The following is a 21,589-nucleotide window of genomic DNA, read 5'->3' as shown; positions in this document are numbered from 1 at the left end:
TAGAACAAGCGAAGGGGTGTCACCACCCGCGAGGTAGTGGTGCGCCCTCGGCGAAACCGGACGCCGACTGGGTGCCGACGACCGCGCGGGTGTGGAACTCCTCGAGCGTGGTCGCGCCCGCGTAGGTGCACGCCGAGCGCACGCCGGAGCAGATCGAGTCGAGCAGGTCCTCGACGCTGGGGGCGGCGGGGTCGAGTCGCATCCGGGAGGTGGAGATGCCCTCCTCGAACAGGGCCTTCCGCGCGCGGTCGAACGCCCCGTCGGCGCGGGTGCGGGCGGTGACCGCGCGCTTGGACGCCATGCCGAACGACTCCTTGTACGGCTGGCCGTGCTCGTCGTGGCGCAGGTCGCCGGGGGACTCGTAGGTGCCGGCGAACCAGGAGCCGACCATCACGCTGGACGCGCCGGCGGCGAGCGCGAGCGCCACGTCCCTCGGGTGCCGCACGCCGCCGTCGGCCCAGACCCGCTTGCCCAGCTCGCGGGCGGCCTCGGCGCACTCGAGCACCGCCGAGAACTGCGGGCGGCCGACGCCGGTCATCATCCGGGTGGTGCACATCGCGCCGGGGCCGACGCCGACCTTGACCACGTCCGCGCCCGCGTCGACCAGGTCCCGCACGCCCTCGGCGGTGACCACGTTCCCCGCCACCACCGGCACCGCCGGGTTGGTCGCGCGCACGGCCTTGAGCGCGGCCAGCATCTTCTCCTGGTGGCCGTGCGCGGTGTCCACGACCAGCGCGTCGACCTCGGCCGCCGCCAGCGCCTCGGCCTTGGCCGCGACGTCACCGTTCACGCCGACGGCCGCGGCGACCCGCAGCCGGCCGGCCGCGTCGACCGCCGGCCGGTACAGCTCGGCACGCAGCGCGCCGACCCCGGTGAGCACGCCCGCGAGCCGCCCGCCGTCGTCGACCCCGAGCGCGACCGGCGTGGAGTGCCCGTGCAGCCGGTCGAACACCTCGCGCGGCGGGGTACCGATGGGCAGGGTCACCAGATCGGTGTTGGCGATGTCGCGGAGCCGGGTGAACTGGTCGACCCCCGCGCACGCCGCCGCGTCGACCACCCCGAACGGCCGCCCGTCGCCGTCCACCACGACGACCGCGCCGTGCGCCCGCTTGGGCAGCAGGGTGAGCGCGTCGGCGACGGCGTCGCCGGGGGTGAGCACGAGCGGGGTGTCCCAGACGGTGTGCCGCGACTTCACCCAGGCGACGATGTCGGCGACCACCGACGGGTCGACGTCCTGCGGCAGCACGACCAGCCCGCCACGCCGCGCGACGGTCTCGGCCATCCGCCGCCCGGCGACCGCGGTCATGTTGGCGACGACGACGGGGATGGTGGCCCCGGTGCCGTCGGAGGTGGCGAGGTCGACGTCGAACCGCGAGGCCACCGCCGACCGGCCGGGGACGAGGAAGACGTCGTCGTAGGTCAGGTCGTGGCCGGGCGTCCGGTCGCTGAGGAAACGCACACCGAAAGCCTAGGTCGTCCTTACACTGCCGCGCATGCGTGTGCTGGGGGTGCTGTTGGTCATGGCGGTCGTGGTCACGGGGTGCACGGCCACGGCCGTGGACGAGCCGGACACCTCGGAGCGGGACCGGGACGCGGTCGTGTCCGCCTTGCGGGCCATCAACCCGTGCACGCTGCTGCCCGGCCAGGGGGAGCTGCGGTGGAGCTCGCCATACCGGTGCTTCACGGTCGAGGCGCCGCGGATCGTGGTGGTCGTGGGCAAGTGGCTCGATCCCGCCCGCAGCTCCGGTTCCGCCGAGCGGTTCGAACTGGACGGTGCCGCCGCGCTGCGCCGGCCGTTCGCCCGCAACTGCGTCGTCGACCTGCCGGTCGGCGCGGACCTGTACGTCCGGTTCGACGCACAGGGCACCGGACTGGCCGGCCCGCTGTGCGAGGCGGCGACCAGGGCGGCCCGCACCGGCGTCCGGCTGCTCGCCAACCCGGACGTGGTCGCGATGTCCGGCCCGCGCCAGGACGCGTGCGACCTGCTCGAACGGGCCGCGGGCGACCGGCTGGAGGGGCTCGAGCCGAGGTTCGCCGAGGCCGGCGCGCACGGGTTGGACCTGTGCCAGGCCAGGCGCGTGAACGACAGCGGCTGGGAGTCGGCGTACTCGGTGCGGATCGTGCATGGCACCGCCGGCGCGCTGTCCAACGAGCGGGCGGAAACCCTCGACGGCCGGCCCGTCGCCGTCTACGAGACCGACGACTGCGAGTACGGCTGGCGCGCGGGCGACTCGGGCGCGCCGGAACCACTCGGCGACCGGATCCTGCGAACCAGGGCACCCGACTGCGCCACCGCCGCCGAGCTGGCCCGCACCCTGATGGCGACCGACACCGACCCGTCGCCCTCGGTCGACCCGCAGCGACCGGTGACCACGCCGTTCTAGCGTCGTGCGTTCGAGGTCCGTCGGATTGGCCGGACCCCGCGCCACCGTCAGTCCGTCGGCACGATCCAGGACCCGTTAGCTCTCCGTGGATCCACTGATGTCTCGATCGACCGATTGATCGAAGGTGGTTGCATGCGCGAGCAGCGAAGCACATCGGTTGGCGACGACGGCCGCTCTGGGGGTACGGCCCGTCGTGGTCGGGGACCCGCCGGTCGATCGCGATGACTCGGGCACGGCCTCGACGGCGCTTGGGTCTCGCCGTCGAGGCCTCCTTCTTTCCGCCACCGGGCACGCCACGTCACTACCCTGGCGACATGCCGGCCGGGAATGTGCTCGTGGGCAGGGACGCCGACCTCGCCCGGCTGAGCGGTTGGATCGACGACCTCGTCGCGGGATCGGGGCGGACGGTACTCATCGAGGGCGAAGCGGGGATCGGCAAGTCGTCCCTCGCCCGGGCCGCGTGCGCCGTCGCAGAGCGAGCTGGGTGCCGCATCTACTGGGCGGCGGCTGACGAGCTGGGCCAGGCGCTCCCGCTGCAGCCGCTGCTGGACGCGTTCCGGGCAGGCGGAACCGCCGAGGAACCGCGGCTGGCGACTGTGCTGAGGTTGCTCCGTGGGGAGGTCAGCGGTGTCGCCGATCCGGCGGTCGCGGCAGCGGAGCAGATGCTCACCCTTGTCGCCGAGGTGTGCAGTGCGGCGCCGGTGGTTCTCGTCGTCGACGACCTGCAGTGGGCCGATCGCACTACGATCGAGGTGTGGGAGTGGTTGAGGCGCTCGGTCGACCGCTCCGCTCTCCTGCTGATTGGCGTTCTTCGCCCGGTGCCGCAGCGCGACGAGCTGTTCGCGGTACGCCGGTCGGTGGGCGAGAACGACACGATTCGTCTCGCTGGTCTGCCCGAAGATGCGGTCGCCGCGATGGTGGCCTCGATCGCCGAAGGAAACCCTAGTGAGGACCTGCTTCGGCTCTGTTTCGAGGCGGCAGGGAACCCGCTCTACCTGACCGAGCTGATGGGCGCGCTGGCTCGGTCCGGCTGGTTGAAGGTCACCGACGACGGGGTGATCGACGTCGTCGACGGTTCGGTGCCCCGTTCACTGATCGCTGTGATCGCGAACCGTCTTGACTTCCTGTCCCGCGAGGCGCGTCCGGTCATGCAAGCCGCCGCGTTGCTGGGCGTGGACTTTCTCGTCTCGGACCTCGCGGTCGTGGTTGGTTGGCGCATTACCGAGCTGGTCTTCGTCCTCGATGAGGCCCGTGTTTCGGGTGTGCTGCGGGACGCTGGTGAGAAGCTCGCGTTCCGACACCCGTTGATCCGAAGAGTGTTCTACGACGACATAGCCGAGGCCGTCCGCCCGGTGTGGCACCTGGACGCGGCCAGGGCACTGGCCAACGCGGGCGTTCCACACCATCGCGTCGCCTGGCAGCTGCTGCAAGCGGTCAAGGTGTCCTATGCCGGTCCCCTGGACGAGACACTCCTGGACTGGCTGGCCGGCGCCGCGCCCGCCCTGGTCGCCCAGGCACCGCGAACCGCGATCGACCTGCTGCGTGAGGCGGTTCACCGCTCGGCCACGAAGCCTAAGCGGCACGCCGTCCTGGTCTCTCGGCTCGCCGACGCCCTGTATCGAGCGGGCGACACCGCCGATGCGGAACGGGTCGCCATCCGCGCGATGACCGTGGTCACTGACCTCGATGTCGTGGTCGACCTGCACTGGACTGTCGCGCAGTGCCGTGCGCTGGATGGGAGGTTGGCGGAGTCGATCGAGCTGTTGGTCGGCGCTTTGACGCAGCCCCACTGGACAGCACGGGGGCGGGCTCGGCTGCTGGTGTTGATCGCACGAGCCCATCGAAATCTGGGCGAGGTGATTGTCGCGGGAAGGTTCGCCGCCGAGGCGCTGTCTGCCGCCGAGTCAGCGGAGGACCAGATGGCGCTGGGGTGGGCGCTGCACGTGCTGATCGTAGTGTCGATCATGCGGGGAGACGTGACGGCCGCGTTACCGCTGTTCGAGCGGGCGCGGGAGGTGGTCCGTGAGGATGACGCTGACCTGGTCGATCTGAGCCTGCTGCTTCAGGTCAACCATGCTGTGGCGCTGGGTTACCTGGACCGCTACGAGGAGGCTCTCGACGTGGGAGAGCGAGTCCGCGAGCGCGCCGACCAGGCCGGCATTCTCGTTCGGCTCGCGCAGGCGCACACCGCTCGAGGAGAGCTTCTGCTCGAAGTCGGCCGGTGGGATGACGCGCTGGCCGAAGTCGAGACGCTGCCGGACGACTTCAAGGCTCCGGGGGTGATTTGTTGTGGTCGAGGTATCGCCGCCATCGTCTGCTTTCACCGTAATGATCCAGAGAAGGCCCGGTCGAATCTACGACTAGCGGCGTCGAGTGCGGAACTGATCGGGAAGCGTCTTGTCGCCTCGTTGACGCTGGCCCGCAGCCTGGATCGAGAGTTCGCCAACGAGCCGGCTGAGGCACTCGCCGTGCTCACCACCGGTGTCGCCAGTTGGGCCGAGGAACTGGACGAGATGGAGCGCATCCTTCCCCATGCTGCCCGACTGGCCGCCTTGACCGGAAACGCTGCTGTCGCAAAGGACATTGCCGCCCATGCGGCGGCGCTCGCTCGGCGACCGGAAGCGTGGCGCAGGGCTGCCACCGCGGCATACTGCCAGGGTTTGCTCGACCGTGATCCCGTCCTGCTGCGTCATGCCGCCGAAGGCTATGAAGCGGCCGGTCTCCCGCTGCTGCGCGCCAAGGCTCTGGAGGCCGCCGCCGCGGGATACGCGGGCACGGGCGACCGAATCTCCGCGCGCGCGGCTTTCATCCGTGCCGGCGAGCTTTACGAGCAGCTCGGAGCGACCTGGGATCTCGCCACGCTGCGTTCACAGATGCGCAATCACGGGATGCGCCGAGGTCCGCGGTCCAAGCACCGGCAGGCGCGTTCCGGATGGGACAGCCTCACTCCCACCGAGACGACGATCGCCGGTATGGTCGCCCAGGGCCTCTCCAACCGGCTGATCGCTGAGCGTCTCGTGCTTTCGACCCGCACGATCGAGACCCACGTATCCCATATCCTGGGCAAGCTCGCGGTGCGCTCCCGGGTGGATATCACGCGCCAGCACCACGATCGTTCAGCCCGCGGGCGCGGGCAACAGGGACCGGACGGTGTCGATGGTGTCCGCGTCCGGTGGGTCCTTGTCCGGGCGGTAGCGCACGACCCTGGCGAAGCGGAGCGCGACGCCGCCCTCGTAGCGGGTGCTGGTCTGCACACCGTCGAGCGCGATCTCGACGACGAGGTGCGGGCGCAGGTGGACGGTCCAGTCCGTGCGGTGGGTCTCGTGCTTCGGGAACTCCGTGGTCTGCCAGGCGAGCAGCTCGTCGGTGAGGCCCTTGAAGGTCTTGCCGACCATGACGTACGGGCCGCCGTCGGGGTCGCGGGCGCCGAGGTGCAGGTTGGACAGGTAGCCGGTGCGGCGCCCGTGTCCCCACTCGGCGGCCAGCACCACCAGGTCGAGCGTGTGCACCGGTTTGATCTTGCGCCAGGCCTTGCCCCGGCGGCCCGCCTGGTAGGGCGAGTCGAGCGCCTTGACCACGACGCCCTCGTGCCCGGCGTCCAGCGCGTCGGCCAGGACCTGCTCGGCCCGTTCCTCGGTCGGCTCCAGCGCGCCCGGGATCACCAGCGCCTCGCCGACGGCGCGGAGCAGCGCGGTGTTCCGTTCGCGCAGCGGCGCGTCGACCAGGTCGGTGCCGTCCAGGTGCACGCAGTCGAAGAAGTACGGGTGCAGCAGCAGCTCGCGTTCGTTGGTGGCGCCGAACCGGCTCATCGTCTCCTGGAACGGGCGCGGCCGGCCGTCGTCGTTGAGCGCGAGCGTCTCCCCGTCCAGCACCACGCGCCGGCACGGCAGCCCGCGCACGAGGTCGACCAGCTCCGGAACCGCGCCGGTGATCTCGCGCAGGGTGCGGGTGTAGACGTGCACGTCGTCACCGTCCTTGTGCACCTGGATGCGGGCGCCGTCGAGCTTGTACTCGACCACGCACGGGCCCATCCCGAGCGCGTCGGCGAGCGACTCGCCGGGCGAGGCCAGCATGGGTCGGATCGGCCGGCCCAGCGTCAGCCCGAACCCGGCCAGCGCGTCGGTGCCGCCGGTGAGCGCCGCCTCGGCCGTGTCGGGTAACCGGCCGGAGAGCATGAACGCCCGCCGCACGTCCTCCTTGCCCACACCGGCGGCCGCCGCGATGGCGTCGAGCATGACGCCTTCGAGGGCGCCCTGCCGCAACTCGCCGGTCAGCAGGTGGAGGAGGAAGCGCTGCTCGGCCTCGGTGGCCGCGCCGAACAGCGCGCCGAGTAACTCCGTGCGCCGGGCCGCCGAGCCCTTCCCGCTGGTCGACGCCACCGCACCGAGCGCGGCGTCCACCCGCTCGACGGTCAGCGAAGCCTCGCCGGCGGGTTCGATGCGCAACTCGACCAGCGTCCGCCACCCCGCCCCGACGCGCCCCTGCGTCGGCGAGCCCGCGAGGAACGAGACCACCGCGCGCACCTGGTCCCCGGCGCGGCGCAGCAGCCCGGCCAGGGCCTCGACCTTGGCCAGGCGCGACCGCGTCGCGGAGACCGCGGCGGAAGTGGTCACGACATCGACGAACAACACGTGACCATCATGCCCCGAGGCACCGACAACCGCGTTCCCGCTGGTCACGAGGGCTTGTAGCTCCGCTCGGGCGATCGGCGAGGTCGTGGCTTGACCTTGACCGAAGGGGAAGGTGGACGGTGGGGTCGTCCAGGGACGAGGGAGGTGGCGGTGGCGCTCACCATCGGCGCGTTCGCGCGGGCTTCTCGGTTGTCGCCGAAGGCGTTGCGGCTCTATGACGAGTTGGGGCTGTTGCGGCCGGCTCGGGTGGACCCGGTCAGCGGGTACCGGTTCTACGAGCCGGAGCAGCTGGAACGTGCCCGGCTGGTCGCCTGGCTGCGGCGCCTCGGTATGCCGTTGGCGCGGATCAGGGCCGTGTGTGACGCACCGAAGCCGGAGGCCGCGGCGGCGGTGGCGGAGTTCTGGCAGCTGGTCGAGTCGGACACCGCGGCGCGGCGGGAGTTGGCCGCCTTCCTCGTCCAGCACCTGTCCGGGAAGGACGACGCCATGCCGGCCGGACCGCTCACCATCACCTACGCCGCGCGTACTGACCGCGGTCTCGTCCGCGAGGTCAACCAGGACCGCGCCTTCGCCGGCGACCGGGTCCTCGCGGTCGCCGACGGGTTCGGCGACGACGGGGCCACCGCCAGCTCCGCGGCCATCGACGCCCTGCGGAACCTCGACTCCGCCGGTGACCTGCTCAACGTGCTGGCCGACGCGGGCCGCCAGGCCGGCTCGGCGGTTCGGGAACTCGACCAGGACGACAGCGGAACCACCCTCACCGCGCTCCTCTGGTCCGGGTCGCGCCTCGGGCTCGTCCACATCGGAGACTCGCGCGCGTACCTCCTGCGGGACACCGAACTCTTCCAGATCACCCACGACCACACCGTCGTCCAGTCCCTTGTGGACGAAGGGAAGCTCACCGAGGACGAGGTCGCCACCCACCCGCAGCGCGCGATCCTGCTCCAGGCACTCACCCGGGACGGCGATCCCGAGCCGGACGTCGCCCTGCACGACGTGCACGCCGGGGACCGCTACCTGCTGTGCTCCGACGGCCTGCACACCGTCCTCGACGTGCACACGCTGCACACCACCCTGTCCGGCGTCCCCTCCCCGCACCAGGCGGTCGAGCGGCTCGTCGACCTGGCCAACCAGGCGGGCGGGCCGGACAACATCAGCTGCGTGGTCGCCGACATCAAGGCCGACAGCAAAGCCGGGTAGCGGCGATCTCGGCGACCGCCGCCCGGAGCCGGTCCGGGCTCGTCGCCGCGTAGCCGACCACGAGCCCGGGGTACGGCGGATCCGCCGAGTACTCCGACAGCGCCACCACGTGCACGCCCCGCTCGGCCACCCGCCGCCGCACCTCGGCGTCGTCGGTGCCGTCGGGCAGCCTGAGCACGACGTGCAACCCCGCCGCGACGCCGACCGGGCGCCAGGCCGGCAGGTGCTCGGCCACCGCGGTCAGCAGGGCGTCGCGGCGGGCGCGGTACAGGGCCCTGGTGCGGCGCAGGTGCCGGTCGTAGCCGCCGGTGGCGAGCATCCGCGCGAACGCGGCCTGCGGCAGCGGGGAGCAGCCGAGGTCGGTGGTCCGCTTGCGGTGGATCAGCTCCGCGCGCAGGCCGGGCGGGAGCACCAGCCAGCCGAGCCGCAGCGCCGGGGCGAGGGTCTTGCTCGCGGTACCGAGGTAGGCGACCCGGGTCGGCTCCATCGCCTGCATGGCGCGCAGCGCGGGGCGGTCGTAGCGGTGCTCGGCGTCGTAGTCGTCCTCGATGATCAGGCCGTCGTTGGCGCGGGCCCAGAAGAGCAGCGCGTGCCGCCGGTCCGGGTGCAGCGCGACGCCGAGCGGGAACTGGTGCGCCGCGGTGACCACGACCGCCCGGCAGCCGGCGATCGCGTCGACCACGATGCCGTGCTCGTCGACGGGAACCGGTACCGGCGTGACCCCGTTGGCGCGCAACATCTCCAGCTGCCCGGGATGCCCCGGCTCCTCGACCGCGACCCGCCCGCCGACGGCCGCCACGAGCATCGACAGGCCCTCGGCGGCGCCGTGCGTGACCAGGACGTCGTCGGCGGTCGCGGTCACCGCGCGGACCCGGCCGAGGTAGCCGGCGAGCTCGGCGCGCAGCTCGGGCAGCCCGGCCGGATCGGGGTAGCCGAGCGCCTCGTCCGGCAGCGCGGCGAGCCCGGCACGGGTGGCGGCGATCCACTCGGCCCGGGGGAACGCGCTGAGCGCGGGCAGTCCCGGCCGCAGGTCGTACCGCCAGCGGGTGGGCGCGGGCGCCGGCTCGGCCGCCGGTGCGGCTCGCCCGATGGCGCCGGCGACCCGCGTCCCGGACCCGCGCCGGCTGACCAGGTACCCCTCCGCGACGAGCTGCCCGTACGCGGCGGTGACCGTGCCGCGGGCGACCCCGAGCTGGGCCGCGAGGTCCCGGCTGGACGGCAGCCGGACGCCGGCCGCGAGCTGCCCGTCGCGAATCGCGGTCCGCAGCGCGGACTCGACCCGGCGGCCGCGGGCGCCGGCGGCCGGCAGGAGCAGCTCCCGCAGGGTGGCCCAGTCGGTGGTCATCGCCCGCGACCCTACGACTGGACTACCGGTCGCCGGCCAGCCATGCCTCGAAGGTGAGCAGATCCGGGTACCGCTCGCGGAGGGCGGCGATGTCGGCCCGGTAGCCCGCCCGGTCGAGCCAGGCGAACATCGTCGCCAGCTCGCCGGGCTGGGCCGGCCGCCGTTCGAAGCGGGTCGGGACGCCGTCGGCCTTCGTGAACAGCTCTGCGATCCGTCGCACGGTCAGCTCGTCGCCCGCGATCTCGATCGTCCTGCCGACCACGGCCTCGTCGAACACGTTCGCGGCGATCCGGCCGATGTCGGTCAGCGCGATCATCTGCAGCGAGGTGTCCTCGTCCAACGCGATCGAGCCGACCCGCTCGCCGTTCCGCGGCTCCGGCAGCAGGTACCGCCAGTTCTCCATGAAGAACACCGGCCGCAGCACGGTCGCGGGCACGCCGACGGTCTCGAGGTATGCCTCGATCTCCGCCTTCGTCTCGAAGTGGGCGACGCCGGACTCGCGGCCGACCGCGCCGACGGAGCTGTACACCAGGTGCGCGACCCCCTCGGCCGCGTCGGCGACGTTCTTCCCGCGCCGCACCTCGGTTTCCGGATCCGGGGCGGTCAGGTCGGCGGGTTGCACGCTGAAGACGCCGTGCACACCCCGCGCCGCCGCACGCAGCGAACCGGGGTCGTCGAGGTCGCCGGTGACCAGTTCGGCGCCGAGCGCCTCGAGGTCCCTGGCCCTTCCTGGATCGCGGACGAGGGCGCGGACGGCCCAGCCGGTGCCGAGCAGCGCGCGGGCGACGGCGCCGCCCTGGCCGCCGGTGGCGCCGATGACGAGGACGGTCTTCTGGTTCGACACCGAGGATCCTTTCAACGGGGTGCGGGAAGCTGTCCCGCGACGATCGAGGCGAGGGAGAGCCCGAACCCGACGAGCTGGACCGGGCCGAGGGTCTGGCCGAGGAGCACGGCGCCGAGCACGGCGGCGACCAGCGGCGAGAGCAGGACGAGGACCGCGACCGAGGTGACCGGCAGAGCCGCGATGCCGCGGAACCACAGGACGTAGGCGATCAGGCCGCCCACCAGGCCCAGCCAGAGGTAGCCGAGGCCGGCCGTCAGGTCGATCGCGGGCGGTGCCCCCTCGACGAGGAAGGTGACGGGCAGCAGGAACACACCGCCGGCGGCGAGCTGCCAGCCCGCGAACGCGGTGGGACCGGCGTTGGGCGGACGCCCCCAGCGCTTGGTGAGCGTCAACCCGAGCGCCATCGACGCCGCGCCGGCCAGGCCGGCCACGACGCCGACGGTGTCGAACGCGGCGTCTGGCCCGATCACCACCAGGCCGACGCCGAGCACGCCGACGACTCCCCAGGCGAGACGCCAGCCGGACGGGCGCTCGTGCAGCACGAGCACGGCCAGCACGGCGACGACGAGCGGCTGGGCCGCCGCGAGGGTGGCGGCCACGCCTCCCGGCAGGCGCTCGGCCGTGATGAACAGCAGCGCGTTGAGCAGGCCGATGTTCAGCACGCCGAGCACCGCGGCCCTCGCCCACCAGGCTCCGCGCGGCAGCGCCCGGGTGACCGCCAGCGCGAGCAGACCGGCCGGCAGGGTGCGCAGGAGCGCCGCGAACAGTGGGTGTCCCGGCGGAAGCAGCTCGGTGGTGACGACGTAGGTCGTGCCCCAGACGGCGGGAGCGACAGCCGTGAGGACGGTGGTTCCGGCTCTGCCCGGAGCGCGCTGTGTCGTTGCTGTTGTCACGCTGTGGAGTCTCACTCCAACCCGATCAATGAGTCCAACACATGTTTGTCACTTCATCGATCGCGAAGGAAGATAGATCGCGTGGAACTCCAGCAGCTGCGCTATGTCGTCACGGTGGCCGAGACGAACAGCTTCACCCGGGCCGCCGAGCGGTGTCTGGTCGTCCAGTCCGCCCTCAGCCACCAGGTCGCGCGCCTGGAGCGGGAACTGGGCGCCCGCCTGTTCGAGCGCACCAGCCGCCGCGTGCGGCTGACCCCGGCCGGCGCGGCGTTCCTGCCGGCCGCCCGGCAGTGCCTGGACGCAGCCGAGCGGGCGAAGGCCGAGGTGGCCGCGGCGGTCGGCGAGGTCCGCGGGCGGCTCGCGGTCGGTCTGATCCCCACCGTCGCCGCGGTCGACATCCCGGGCACGCTGCGCGAGTTCCACCAGCGGTACCCGCACGTGCGCATCAGCCTGCGGGTGGGTGCGAGCGAGGAGCTGGTCGAGCAGGTCGGGCAGGGCGCGATCGAGGTCGCCTTCCTCGGGCTGCCGACGACGGCGCGTCCCGAGGGCGTCGCCGCGCACGAACTGGCCCGCGACCGGCTCGTCGCCGTGGTCGCGCCGGACCACCCGCTCGCCGGCGAGGCGGAGGTCGACCTTCGCCGGCTCGCCGCCGAGGTGTTCGTGGACCTGCCCGCCGGGACCGCCGGGCGTGCCCAGTCCGACCAGGCCTTCGCGGCCGCCGGCCTGGTCCGCGACGTCGCCTTCGAGGTGACCAACGCCGACTTCCTGGCCCGCCTGGTCGTCCAGGGCCTCGGCGTCGCCATGCTCCCGTCCGCGTTCGTGCCTCAGCTCACCGGTCTGGTCACCGTCGAGGTCACCGACGCGCCGGCCCGGGTCGAGCACGTCATCTGGAGCCCGGTCACCAGAACCCCCGCGGCAATCGCGTTCCTCGACCTCCTCGGCATCACCGGGTAGCCGGGATCAGCCGCCGCGGGCCATCCGGAGGACGTCCAGGGCGTCGTCGAGCTGCTGTTCGGTGAGCCTGCCGTCCCGCACGTGGCCGCGTTCCAGCACCACCTCGCGGATCGTCCTGCGCTCCGCGAGCGACTGCTTGGCGATCGACGCGGCCTCCTCGTAGCCCAGGTACCGGTTCAGCGGCGTGACGATCGACGGCGAGGACTCCGCGTACTCGCGCAGCCGCTCGGTGTTCGCCTCGACACCGGCGAAGACCTTGTCCGCCAGCAGCCGCGACACCGCCGCCAGCAGCCTGGCCGACTCGAGCACGTTGCGCGCGATCACCGGCAGCATCACGTTCAGCTGGAAGTTGCCCTGGCTGCCGGCGAACGCCACCGCCGCGTCGTTCCCGATCACCTGCGCCACGACCATCATCGTGGCCTCCGGGATCACCGGGTTGACCTTGCCCGGCATGATCGAGCTGCCCGGCTGGAGGTCCGGCAGCGCCAGCTCACCGAGCCCGGTGCGCGGCCCGGAACCCAGCCAGCGCACGTCGTTGGCGATCTTGTGCAGGCTCACGGCGAGCGTCCTGAGCTGCCCGGACACCTCGACCACACCGTCCTGTCCGGCCTGCGCCTCGAAGTGGTCGCGCGCCTCGGTCAGCGGCAGGTCGGTGAGCGTGGCCAGCTCCTCGGCGACCGCGCCGCCGAAGCCGTCCGGCGCGTTGAGGCCGCTGCCCACCGCCGTCCCGCCGATCGGCAGCTCGCCCAGCCGGGGCAGGGTGTCCCGGAGCCGCTCGATGCCGTACCGGACCTGTGCCGCCCACGCCCCGGCCTCCTGACCGAGCGTGACCGGAACCGCGTCCATCAGGTGCGTGCGCCCAGACTTGACGACCTCGGCCCACTCGCCGGCCCGCCGCTCGATGGTGCCGGCGAGGTGGTCGAGCGCGGGCAGCACGTCCCGCACGACCGCCTCGGTCGCGGCGATCCGGATCGTCGTGGGGAACGTGTCGTTGGACGACTGCGAGGCGTTGACGTGGTCGTTCGGGTGCACGTCCCGGCCGAGCCGGCGGGTGGCCAGCGTGGCGATGACCTCGTTGGCGTTCATGTTCGACGAGGTGCCCGACCCGGTCTGGAACACGTCGATCGGGAAGTGGTCGTCGTGGCGGCCCTCGGCGACCTCGTCCGCGGCGGCGGCGACGGCCTCGGCGAGATCCGGCGGCAGCACGTCGAACCGCTGGTTGACCCGGGCCGCGGCGGCCTTGAGCAGGCCGAGCGCGCGGATCTGAGCGCGCTCCAGGCCACGACCGGAGATCGGGAAGTTCTCGACGGCGCGTTGGGTCTGGGCCCGCCAGAGGGCGTCGGCCGGGACCCTGACCTCACCCATCGTGTCGTGCTCGACCCTGAAGTCATTCTCGCTCACGGTCTCCAGTCTGGCCTGCCGTGGCGGGCGGTGCGCGGGTAGCTTGTGGTGGTGCTGGCCACTCTCCGCGATGGGTAGGTGTGCAGATGGGTTCCGTCTCGCCGTCCGAGGTCGACCTGCTGATCGTCGGCGCCGGCCCGACCGGGCTGTTCGCCGCGTACTACGCGGGCTTCCGCGAGCTGCGAACAGCGGTCGTCGACTCGCTGCCGGAGGCGGGCGGGCAGGTCACCGCGATGTACCCGGAGAAGCAGATCTTCGACGTGGCCGGGTTCCCGTCGGTGCTCGGCCGGGACCTGGTGGCCGCGCTGGTGGAGCAGGCCGACCAGTTCAAGCCGACGTACCTGCTGGGGCGCCCGGCGCGCGGGCTGTCGGAAGTGGACGGCAAGTTCGAGGTCGACCTCGGCGACACGGTGGTCCGCGCCGGTGCGGTGCTGATCACGGCCGGCATGGGCGAGTTCAGCCCCCGCCCGCTGCCCGCCGGTGAGGGTTGGCTGGGCCGCGGCGTCGTCCACTTCGTACCGGAGCTGGAGGCGATGCGCGACCAGGACGTGGTCATCGTCGGCGGCGGGGACTCGGCGTTCGACTGGGCGCTGTCGCTGCACCCGGTGGCACGGAGCGTGACGCTGGTGCACCGCCGGAACAAGTTCCGCGCGTTCGCCGCCACCGTGCGGCAGGTGCGGGAGCTGGGCGTGCCGATCATCACCGACGCCCAGGTGGTCGAGCTGCGCGGCGACGCGTCCGGTGCGCTGGCCGAGGTGGAGCTGGAGGTCAAGTCGGACCCGTCGACGGTCGTGCTGCCGGCGCAGTCGGTGGTGGCCGCGCTGGGCTTCACCGCCGACCTCGGCCCGATCGAGGCGTGGGGGCTGGAGATCGTCCGCCGCGCCGTCGCCGTCGACACGACGATGAAGACGGCCCGCGACCGCATCTACGCCGCCGGCGACATCGCCGCGTACCCCGGCAAGGTCAAGCTCATCGCCACCGGCTTCGGCGAGGCGGCCACCGCCGTGAACAACATCGCCGTCGACCTCAACCCGGACGCACACCTGTTCCCTGGGCATTCGAGCGACGTGACCTGACCCGCCAGCGGGTGACGGCGACGGCGTAGGCCGTGACGACGAGCCCCGCGGCGAGGATCCGGGAGGCGAGCAGGTACTCGTCGGGGTAGAGGATGCCGTCGAGGTAGCGCTCGATGAAGCCGACCTGTTCGCGGTCGCGGAGGGCGTCCTCGAGGGTGGTGAGGGGGCACGGAAAGCCGAGGGTGGCGATCGCCAGGCCCCAGAGGGCGAACGGGAGGTGCACGAGCAGCACCTTCGGCCAGCGCCAGGCCAGGAACGCGCCCAGCACGATGAACGCCAGCACCGCGAAGTGCACGGCCATCGTCAGCTCGGCCAGGAACGCGCGCACGGTTCGTACGTTACGGCACGACTTGTACCAGTTCACCCGGTTGGAGGGCGGCGAAGAAGGCCTTGGCCGCCGGCATGGTGAGGCGGACGCAGCCGTGCGAGTCGGTGCGGACGTCGCCCTGGTGGAAGGCGATGCCGCCGGGGGCGAAGAACACCGAGTACGGCATCGGGGTGCCGTAGATGCTGCTGGTGTTCACCTCGTCCTTCCACGACACGGGGTAGGTGCCGGTGGGGGTCGGGTTCTCGCGGCCGCCGTGCGCGATGGGGACCGGGCCGTAGGTCGGGCGGCCGTTCCTGGTCAGCCACGCCTTGCGTTGGGAGAGGCTGACGCAGGCGTGCACCTTCCTGGCGCAAGGAGGCGGGGCGGAGACGGGCTGGGCGGGAACCGCCGCCGACGAGGCATCCGAGGACGAGGCCGACGCTGGTGCCGACGCTGGTGCCGACGCCGGGGCCGACGCCGGGGCCGACGCCGGGGCCGACGCTGGAGCCGAGGACGAGGCCGACGATGGATCCGAAGCTGGAGCCGCGGCCGGAGCCGAAGATGGTGCCGCCGACGGAGGCGGAGCCTGGGACGGCGGTTGGGTGGTGCAGGCCGCGAGGGCGGTCAGCACCACGACGGCTTGCAGGAACCTGGCCAGGGGCACGTGCACATTCATAACCCACGCGCCGCCGGCCCGCAGGGTTGCTCGGGCCGTGACACGGAGCGGAGGCCGCACGCGGGTACGGGGCGCCCGCGCGCGGCCTCCACTACCGCATACGTTGCTCAGCCGCCGCTGGTTTGCGCGATCCAGTCCGCGTACGCGGTCGCGTCGGTGTAGATCGACGGGCCGGTCGCACACACCGGGTCGTTGTTGCCGGTCCGGCTCGTCACTCCGATGAGTGACCAGTTCCCGTTCGTGCCGGCGAGCTGGGGGCCGCCGGAGTCGCCGTAGCACGCCCCGGAGTCGCCGCCCGGGTTGCTGGTGCACAGCTCGAGCGACCCGTCGATGCCGGTGCACTCGCTCGCGTCCACCACCTCGACGTCCAGCTGCTGCAGGTAGTCCGGCGCGCCGCAGCCACCCGGCTCCGGGCACGTCTGGCCCCAGCCGAGCAGCCTGGACGCCGTGCCGACCGGCGCGTCCGCGGCCAGCGACACCGGCGCCGACGTCGCCGGGGCGGCCGTGCGCACCAGCGCGATGTCGTTGCCCGGCGACATCCCGTCGTAGTCCGGGTGCACGACGATCTCCGCCGCCTGCGCCTCCTCGCCGCCCGACGCGTACTCGTTGCTGCCGATCCGCATGCTCACCCCGCCGGGCGACTGGCCCTCGACGCAGTGCGCCGCGGTCAGCACCCACTCCGGGCTGATCAGCGAGCCACCGCAGAAGTGGCCGCCGCCGCTCTGCAGCGACACGATGAACGAGTACGTCTGGTCGGCGTCACCGCCGCCGACGATCAGCGGGTTCACGTCCTGCTTGTCCGCGGCGAACGCGGACGGGCCGGCGACGACGGCGAGTGCGGTCGCCGCTCCGGCGAGAAGTCCGACTGCGAGAGCTCGTTTTCTCAACATGTAGCGGACGGTAGCCGCGACACTCGAAAGAGTGACACCGTCGGAAGTAGGGCATTACCCCCGCCGGAAGTAGGGAACTCAGGGCAGCGGCGGCAGCGCGTCGTCCTCGGCGGCCTGCTCGACCCGGTCGAAGTCGACGGTCGAGTACTCGCGCAGCTTGGTCAGCCGGTGGAAGCCGTCGATCATCCGCACCGTCCCGGACTTCGAGCGCATCACGATCGACTGGGTCGTGCACCCGCCGCCCCGGTAGTGCACGCCGCGGAGCAGGTCGCCGTCGGTGATCCCGGTCGCGCAGAAGAACGCGTTGTCGCCGCTGACCAGGTCGTCGGTGACCAGCACCCGGTCCAGGTCGTGGCCGGCGCCGGTCGCCTTCTCCCGCTCCTCGTCGTCCTTGGGCCACAGCCGGGCCTGCAGCGCGCCGCCCATGCACTTGAGCGCGCACGCGGCGATGATCCCCTCCGGTGTGCCGCCGATCCCGTACAGCATGTCCACGCCGGTGTTCGGCCTGGCCGCCGAGATCGCGCCGGCCACGTCGCCGTCGGAGATGAAGTGGATCCGGGCACCTGCGTCGCGCACCGCCCGCACGTGCTCGGCGTGCCGCTCGCGGTCGAGGATGCAGACGGTCACGTCCGAGGGGTCCGAGTGCTTCGCCCGGGCCACCCGGCGGATGTTCTCCGCGATCGGCGCGGTCAGGTCGACGACGTCCGCCGCCTCCGGGCCGACCGCGAGCTTCTCCATGTAGAACACCGCGGACGGGTCGAACATCGCCCCGCGCTCGGTGGCCGCGAGCACCGCGATCGCGTTCGGCATGCCCTTGGCCATCAGCGTGGTGCCGTCGATCGGGTCGACCGCGACGTCGCAGTCCGGGCCGTCGCCGTTGCCGACCTCCTCACCGTTGTAGAGCATCGGCGCGTGGTCCTTCTCACCCTCGCCGATCACCACGGTGCCGCGCATCGAGACGGTGCCGATGAGCTTGCGCATGGCGTCCACGGCGGCGCCGTCGCCGCCGTTCTTGTCGCCGCGTCCGACCCAGCGCCCGGCGGCCATCGCCGCCGCCTCGGTCACCCGGACCAGCTCCAGGGCGAGGTTGCGGTCGGGTGCCTCACGCCGGCTGGTGCTGGTGGTGGGTTTCATGCCGCCTCCCGTGTGCGCCCGAACGGTCCCCCCGATCCTCCCAGATCCCGGGACGTGGGGACGCGTGAGCATCCTCTCGGTGGCCTGCGAGGATGGGGGTGTGGTGGACACGGAACCTGGTGGACACCGGCCGCCGGGACGCGCCGGGCTGCGAATGCGCGACATGGTCGGCGCCATCCTGGTGCTGCTGGTCATCGTCGGCGTGCTGGCGTCGGTCACCCAGAGCTGCTCGTTCGACCCGGGCGGGCCGGACGTCGGGCCGGAGAACGCGCCGACCGTCGACGTGTCGGCGAAGCTGGGCGACGCGGCCCGGTCGGTCACGTACCCGGTGCGCCAGCCGGCGACGCCCGAGGGGTGGCGGGCGAACTCGTCGTCGACCTCGGGCGTGGGAACGGGTGCCGAGGCGAACTCGGTGGTGCGGGTCGGCTGGGTGACGCCGGGTGGGCGGTACGTGCAGCTCAGCCAGTCCGGCGGAACAGCCGCGGACGTCCTGGACACCGAGACCGGCGAGTCCGGCCGGCCGACCGGGACAGCGGAGGCCGGCGGGGTCACCTGGGACGTGCACACCTCGCGGCGCGACGAGGTGGCCTGGGTGACCACGCTCGACGGCACCGTCACCCTGGTCACCGGCAACGGCACCGAGGACGAGTTCCGCACCCTCGCGGAGGCCACGCTCGACGCGTCGCCGCTGGTCAGCTAGCGCGCCAGCAGTCGGCCAGGTGGTCGTCGACCATGCCGGTGGCCTGCATCAGGGCGTAGGCCGTGGTGGGGCCGACGAACGCGAATCCACGGCGCTTCAGCTCCTTGGCCATCGCCTTCGACTCGGGGGTGACGGCCGGGACGTCGGCCAGCGTGCGCGGGCGTGGGCGGCCGGCCGGGTCGGGGGCGAACGACCACAGCAGCTCGTCCAGCGGCACGTCCAGGTCGGCGATCGCGCGGGCGTTGTTCACCGCGGCGTCGATCTTGGCGCGGTTCCGGACGATCGACGCGTCGGCCATCAGCCGGGCCACGTCCGCGTCGTCGAACTCCGCCACCGCCTTCGGGTCGAACCGCGCGAACGCCGTCCGGAACGCCTCCCGCTTGCGCAGGATCGTCAGCCACGACAGTCCCGACTGGAACGCCTCCAGCGTCAGCCGCTCGTACAGCTCCCGCTCGCCGCGCAGCGGAACGCCCCACTCCTCGTCGTGGTAGGCGACGTAGATGTCCGCCGAGTTGCCCCAGCCGCAGCGCCGCCTGCCGTCCGGGCCGAGCGCGGCCGTCACCTCGGCTCCGAGGACTCCGCGAGCCGTTCGCGCAGCTCGGCGACCTCGGCCCGCAGGTCGGCCAGCTCCCCGCCGACCCGCCGCAGCACCCAGTCGACCTCGGACATCTTGTAGCCGCGCAACACCAGCTGGAAGCGGACGTCCCGCACGTCCTCGGCGGTGATCCCCGACGACGGCAGGCGCGTCGGGGACGCCCCCGGCGGCAGGGCGGGCAGCTCCTCACCCCGGCCGAACACGACCGAGGCCAGCAGGAACACCACGGTCGCCACGAGGACCATGACGACCAGGTAGATCAGTGCGGTGGTCACGAGGGGGATCGTCGCACACCCCGCCGACGGTTCCTCAGCGCACGAGCAGCTCCCGCATCGGCGGCCGGTCGGCGGCCTCGACCTCGACGGAGTCCGGCACCCACTCGCCGGCGACCTCGACGAACCGGGTCAGCTCGCCCGGCCCGCCGGGCACCCCGCAACGGGCCAGCGCCGTGCCGAGCACCTGCGCGGCCATCGGCCCGAGCGCGGTCAGCGGCTGGTTGCGGTGCCGCCGCACGCCCAGGTTGACCTGCGCGATCCCGTCCAACCCGACCAGCGCGTGCGCGTCCAGCAGCAGCCCGATCTCCACCCCGTACCCGGCCGCGAACGGCACCGCCTCCAGCAGCGCACGGGTGCCCGCGTACTCGCCGGACAGCGGCTGCACGACCCCGGACAGCTCCGGGCGCAGCGCCGACAGCAGCGGCCGGGCCATCAGCTCGGTCACCCGCCCGCCGCCGGAGTCCGCCGCGTCCAGCGGGCGCCGGTAGAAGCCCTTCACCAGCTGCGCCGACGGCGACAGCAGCAGCGGGCCGAGCAGCGCCGGCACGAACCCCGGGTCCGGCTCCACCAGGTCGGAGTCGACGAACACCAGCACGTCACCGGTGGTCGCGGCCAGCGAACGCCACAGCACCTCGCCCTTGCCGGGCACCGGCGCCAGCTCGGGCAGCACGTCGCCGTGCCGCACCACCCGCGCGCCGGCCGAGGCGGCCACCTCGACGGTCCGGTCGCCCGACCCGGAGTCGACCACGACCAACTCGTCGACCAGCGTGCCGACCAGCGGGCGGATCGACGCGACCACGGCGCCGACCGTCGCCTCCTCGTCCAGCGCCGGGAGCACCACGCTGACCGTGCGCGACCCCTTGGCCGCGACCAGGTCGGCCACCGTCCACTCGACACTCTGCCAGGTCCGCGAGGCGAACCAGTCCCGCGCGGCCTCGTGCATCAGGCCAGCGCCCGCAGGCAGGTGGCCGGCGGGCGGGTGCCGGCGATGCTCGCCACCATCTCGACGACGTGCCTGGTCCGCCGCACCTCGTGGGCGCGGAACACCCGGGCGCCGGCGAGCGCCGCCACCGACGTCGCCGCCAGCGTGCCGTCCACCCGGTCGGCCAGCCCGACCCCGAGGGTCTCGCCGACGAAGTCCTTGTTGGACAACGCCATCAGCACCGGCCAGCCGGTGCCCACCAGCTCGTCGAGCCGGCGCAGCAGGGCGAGCCCGTGCCAGGTGTTCTTGCCGAAGTCGTGTGTCGGGTCGATCAGCACCGACTCCGCCGGCACGCCGAGCGACACCACGTGCTCGGCCCGCGCCACCAACTCGGCGACGACCTCGGCGACCACGTCGGTGTACCGCACCCGGTGCGGGTCGGTGCGCGGCTCCGCGCCGCCGGTGTGCGAGCAGACCATCCCGGCGCCGAACTCGGCCGCGACCTCGGCCAACCGGGGGTCGGCGCCGGCCCAGGTGTCGTTGATCAGGTCCGCGCCGGCGGCGCAGGCGGCCCGGCCGACCTCGTGCCGCCAGGTGTCGACGCTGATCACCAGGTCCGGGTGCCGTTCGCGCACCAGCTCGACCAGCGGCACCACCCGGCGCAGCTCCTCGTCGGCGTCCACCCGCTCGCCGTGCGCCCCGGCCCGCACCCCGCCGATGTCGACGATGTCCGCGCCCTCCTCGACCAGCTGGTCCACCGCGGCCAGCGCGGCCGGTTCGTCGAACGTGGCACCACGGTCGTAGAAGGAGTCCCTGGTGCGGTTGACGATCCCCATCACCAGGGCACGGTCGGACGCCACCGCCCGGTCACCGAATCGCAGCACGGTCCGATGGTGCCAGGTCTACCCGCCGGCCCTGGCATCGCGCTGGGCGTCGCGGATCAGCTCCAGCACCCGCTCGGCGTCCGGAACCGAGCGGAGCACGAGCGGGTGGACGGGGGCCCCGTCGGGCCGGACGCCGGCCGGCTCGTAACGAGAGCGGTCGCCGAAGCTGATCGTCGCGCCGTCGGTCAGCAGCACCGGGTCGGCCAGATCGGCCAGCCGCTCCGTACGGCGCACCGGCAGACGAGGGGACCGCACGATCACGCGCTGGTTGGTGACCGTGTGGTAACCGGTCGTGAGGCCGCGACGGGCGTAGAACGGAATGAGCAGCAGCCAGCCCAGCACCGTGCCGGACAGGGCGCCCAGCAGTCCCGTGCCACCGAACGGTGGCGGCGCGAGCATCCCCACGCCCGCGAGAGCGGCCCCCACGAGCAGGTAGACCGCCACCCCGACCTTCCATCGCCGAGTGGCTCTCGACCTG

General features: G+C 72.8%; 23 protein-coding genes and 2 pseudogenes. 7 read left to right on the top strand and 18 right to left on the bottom strand.

The window, feature by feature from the left end; translation table 11 throughout:
* Window positions 1–19 precede the first annotated feature (19 nt).
* Complete coding sequence (locus JT362_RS31045) at window positions 20–1,459, bottom strand: GuaB1 family IMP dehydrogenase-related protein (RefSeq protein WP_260195405.1); 1,440 nt, start codon at window positions 1,457–1,459, stop codon at window positions 20–22.
* A gap of 34 nt (window positions 1,460–1,493) precedes the next feature.
* Between JT362_RS31045 and JT362_RS31040 the strand changes: the two genes are divergently transcribed.
* Window positions 1,494–2,384, top strand: coding sequence for a hypothetical protein (locus JT362_RS31040; RefSeq protein WP_260195404.1), 891 nt, complete (start codon window positions 1,494–1,496; stop codon window positions 2,382–2,384).
* Window positions 2,385–2,605: 221 nt separating this feature from the next.
* Window positions 2,606–3,175: pseudogene (locus JT362_RS31035) on the top strand (ATP-binding protein); the annotation flags it as partial.
* Between the two features lie 297 nt (window positions 3,176–3,472).
* Here JT362_RS31035 and JT362_RS31030 read toward each other — a convergent pair.
* The 3 genes from JT362_RS31030 to JT362_RS31020 all read right to left on the bottom strand — a co-directional run bounded on the left by JT362_RS31030 (window position 3,473) and on the right by JT362_RS31020 (window position 5,077).
* Window positions 3,473–4,090: a hypothetical protein gene (locus JT362_RS31030; RefSeq protein WP_260195403.1), complete on the bottom strand. Its 618-nt coding sequence runs from the start codon at window positions 4,088–4,090 to the stop codon at window positions 3,473–3,475.
* A 282-nt stretch (window positions 4,091–4,372) separates the two neighbouring features.
* The gene (locus tag JT362_RS31025) at window positions 4,373–4,708 is read right to left on the bottom strand and encodes a hypothetical protein (protein WP_260195401.1); all 336 of its coding nucleotides are present in this window, start codon (window positions 4,706–4,708) and stop codon (window positions 4,373–4,375) included.
* A 36-nt stretch (window positions 4,709–4,744) separates the two neighbouring features.
* Window positions 4,745–5,077: a hypothetical protein gene (locus JT362_RS31020; RefSeq protein ID WP_260195399.1), complete on the bottom strand. Its 333-nt coding sequence runs from the start codon at window positions 5,075–5,077 to the stop codon at window positions 4,745–4,747.
* A gap of 180 nt (window positions 5,078–5,257) precedes the next feature.
* Between JT362_RS31020 and JT362_RS31015 the strand changes: the two are divergent.
* Window positions 5,258–5,473: pseudogene (locus tag JT362_RS31015) on the top strand (response regulator transcription factor); the annotation flags it as partial.
* 27 nt (window positions 5,474–5,500) lie between these two features.
* Here the strand turns inward: JT362_RS31015 and JT362_RS31010 are convergent.
* The gene (locus JT362_RS31010) at window positions 5,501–7,015 is read right to left on the bottom strand and encodes an ATP-dependent DNA ligase (RefSeq protein ID WP_260195398.1); all 1,515 of its coding nucleotides are present in this window, start codon (window positions 7,013–7,015) and stop codon (window positions 5,501–5,503) included.
* 150 nt (window positions 7,016–7,165) lie between these two features.
* Here JT362_RS31010 and JT362_RS31005 point away from each other — a divergent pair, with 150 nt between their 5' ends.
* Complete coding sequence (locus tag JT362_RS31005) at window positions 7,166–8,215, top strand: MerR family transcriptional regulator (protein ID WP_260195397.1); 1,050 nt, start codon at window positions 7,166–7,168, stop codon at window positions 8,213–8,215.
* Here JT362_RS31005 and pdxR read toward each other — a convergent pair.
* Genes pdxR through JT362_RS30990 form a run of 3 tightly spaced genes read right to left on the bottom strand, consistent with a single transcriptional unit; the run spans window position 8,190 to window position 11,297 of the window.
* Window positions 8,190–9,560 (bottom strand): MocR-like pyridoxine biosynthesis transcription factor PdxR, encoded by a 1,371-nt coding sequence (pdxR, locus tag JT362_RS31000; protein ID WP_260195396.1) that lies wholly within the window; start codon window positions 9,558–9,560, stop codon window positions 8,190–8,192. The two genes, JT362_RS31005 and pdxR, sit on opposite strands and share 26 nt — an antisense overlap.
* A gap of 22 nt (window positions 9,561–9,582) precedes the next feature.
* Window positions 9,583–10,404, bottom strand: a complete 822-nt coding sequence (locus tag JT362_RS30995; protein ID WP_260195395.1) for an NmrA/HSCARG family protein — start codon at window positions 10,402–10,404, stop codon at window positions 9,583–9,585.
* 11 nt (window positions 10,405–10,415) lie between these two features.
* Window positions 10,416–11,297, bottom strand: a complete 882-nt coding sequence (locus JT362_RS30990; RefSeq protein WP_260195394.1) for an EamA family transporter — start codon at window positions 11,295–11,297, stop codon at window positions 10,416–10,418.
* A gap of 81 nt (window positions 11,298–11,378) precedes the next feature.
* On the opposite strand from JT362_RS30990, the gene JT362_RS30985 reads away from it, so the two are divergent.
* Window positions 11,379–12,251 carry a LysR family transcriptional regulator gene (locus tag JT362_RS30985; protein ID WP_260195393.1) on the top strand — a complete coding sequence of 291 codons (873 nt, stop codon included), beginning with the start codon at window positions 11,379–11,381 and terminating at the stop codon, window positions 12,249–12,251.
* Between the two features lie 6 nt (window positions 12,252–12,257).
* On the opposite strand, the gene JT362_RS30980 is transcribed toward JT362_RS30985, so the two are convergent.
* The gene (locus tag JT362_RS30980; protein ID WP_260195392.1) at window positions 12,258–13,652 is read right to left on the bottom strand and encodes a class II fumarate hydratase; all 1,395 of its coding nucleotides are present in this window, start codon (window positions 13,650–13,652) and stop codon (window positions 12,258–12,260) included.
* An 86-nt stretch (window positions 13,653–13,738) separates the two neighbouring features.
* On the opposite strand from JT362_RS30980, the gene JT362_RS30975 reads away from it, so the two are divergent.
* Complete coding sequence (locus JT362_RS30975) at window positions 13,739–14,728, top strand: NAD(P)/FAD-dependent oxidoreductase (protein WP_260195391.1); 990 nt, start codon at window positions 13,739–13,741, stop codon at window positions 14,726–14,728.
* Here JT362_RS30975 and JT362_RS30970 read toward each other — a convergent pair.
* The 4 genes from JT362_RS30970 to glpX all read right to left on the bottom strand — a co-directional run bounded on the left by JT362_RS30970 (window position 14,679) and on the right by glpX (window position 17,735).
* Window positions 14,679–15,056: a DUF2784 domain-containing protein gene (locus JT362_RS30970; RefSeq protein ID WP_260195390.1), complete on the bottom strand. Its 378-nt coding sequence runs from the start codon at window positions 15,054–15,056 to the stop codon at window positions 14,679–14,681. The two genes, JT362_RS30975 and JT362_RS30970, sit on opposite strands and share 50 nt — an antisense overlap.
* Window positions 15,057–15,066: 10 nt before the next feature.
* The gene (locus tag JT362_RS30965; protein ID WP_260195389.1) at window positions 15,067–15,396 is read right to left on the bottom strand and encodes a L,D-transpeptidase; all 330 of its coding nucleotides are present in this window, start codon (window positions 15,394–15,396) and stop codon (window positions 15,067–15,069) included.
* Between the two features lie 422 nt (window positions 15,397–15,818).
* Window positions 15,819–16,601: a S1 family peptidase gene (locus JT362_RS30960; protein WP_311202774.1), complete on the bottom strand. Its 783-nt coding sequence runs from the start codon at window positions 16,599–16,601 to the stop codon at window positions 15,819–15,821.
* 78 nt (window positions 16,602–16,679) lie between these two features.
* The gene (gene glpX / locus JT362_RS30955) at window positions 16,680–17,735 is read right to left on the bottom strand and encodes a class II fructose-bisphosphatase (RefSeq protein ID WP_260195388.1); all 1,056 of its coding nucleotides are present in this window, start codon (window positions 17,733–17,735) and stop codon (window positions 16,680–16,682) included.
* A 100-nt stretch (window positions 17,736–17,835) separates the two neighbouring features.
* On the opposite strand from glpX, the gene JT362_RS30950 reads away from it, so the two are divergent.
* A complete protein-coding gene (locus JT362_RS30950; RefSeq protein WP_260195387.1) occupies window positions 17,836–18,435 on the top strand; it encodes a DUF4245 domain-containing protein in 600 nt (199 codons plus the stop codon).
* On the opposite strand, the gene JT362_RS30945 is transcribed toward JT362_RS30950, so the two are convergent.
* The 5 genes from JT362_RS30945 to JT362_RS30925 form a co-directional block, all read right to left on the bottom strand.
* Window positions 18,428–18,997 (bottom strand): DNA-3-methyladenine glycosylase I, encoded by a 570-nt coding sequence (locus tag JT362_RS30945; protein WP_260195386.1) that lies wholly within the window; start codon window positions 18,995–18,997, stop codon window positions 18,428–18,430. The two genes, JT362_RS30950 and JT362_RS30945, sit on opposite strands and share 8 nt — an antisense overlap.
* Window positions 18,994–19,305, bottom strand: coding sequence for a DivIVA domain-containing protein (locus tag JT362_RS30940; protein WP_260195385.1), 312 nt, complete (start codon window positions 19,303–19,305; stop codon window positions 18,994–18,996). The genes JT362_RS30945 and JT362_RS30940 overlap by 4 nt, the downstream gene beginning before the upstream one ends.
* Before the next feature lie 34 nt (window positions 19,306–19,339).
* Entirely contained in the window at window positions 19,340–20,248 is a 909-nt protein-coding gene (locus tag JT362_RS30935) for a glucosyl-3-phosphoglycerate synthase (RefSeq protein WP_260195384.1), read from the bottom strand.
* Window positions 20,248–21,063, bottom strand: a complete 816-nt coding sequence (gene folP / locus JT362_RS30930) for a dihydropteroate synthase (protein WP_260195439.1) — start codon at window positions 21,061–21,063, stop codon at window positions 20,248–20,250. Before folP ends, JT362_RS30935 begins: the two co-directional genes overlap by 1 nt.
* Before the next feature lie 66 nt (window positions 21,064–21,129).
* Window positions 21,130–21,555, bottom strand: a complete 426-nt coding sequence (locus JT362_RS30925; RefSeq protein WP_260195383.1) for a hypothetical protein — start codon at window positions 21,553–21,555, stop codon at window positions 21,130–21,132.
* Between the last annotated feature and the right edge of the window lie 34 nt (window positions 21,556–21,589).

Origin of the sequence: Actinophytocola gossypii (assembly GCF_025165815.1) — a bacterium.
GTDB classification, from domain to species: Bacteria; Actinomycetota; Actinomycetes; order Mycobacteriales; family Pseudonocardiaceae; genus Actinophytocola; species Actinophytocola gossypii.
Note: the sequence above shows the minus strand (reverse complement) of the source record. Positions and strands in the feature narration are given on the sequence as shown.

Coding starts and splice junctions, on each gene's coding strand:
- JT362_RS31040 (WP_260195404.1), top strand. CDS start 1,494: ATGCGTGTGCTGGGGGTGCTGTTGGTCATGGCGGTCGTGGTCACGGGG.
- JT362_RS31020 (WP_260195399.1), bottom strand. CDS start 5,077: ATGACGCAGCAGGACGGGATCACGGTCGAGCAAACCCTGGCAGTATGC.
- pdxR (WP_260195396.1), bottom strand. CDS start 9,560: ATGACCACCGACTGGGCCACCCTGCGGGAGCTGCTCCTGCCGGCCGCC.
- JT362_RS30975 (WP_260195391.1), top strand. CDS start 13,739: ATGGGTTCCGTCTCGCCGTCCGAGGTCGACCTGCTGATCGTCGGCGCC.
- JT362_RS30960 (WP_311202774.1), bottom strand. CDS start 16,601: ATGTTGAGAAAACGAGCTCTCGCAGTCGGACTTCTCGCCGGAGCGGCG.
- glpX (WP_260195388.1), bottom strand. CDS start 17,735: ATGAAACCCACCACCAGCACCAGCCGGCGTGAGGCACCCGACCGCAAC.
- JT362_RS30935 (WP_260195384.1), bottom strand. CDS start 20,248: ATGCACGAGGCCGCGCGGGACTGGTTCGCCTCGCGGACCTGGCAGAGT.
- folP (WP_260195439.1), bottom strand. CDS start 21,063: ATGGGGATCGTCAACCGCACCAGGGACTCCTTCTACGACCGTGGTGCC.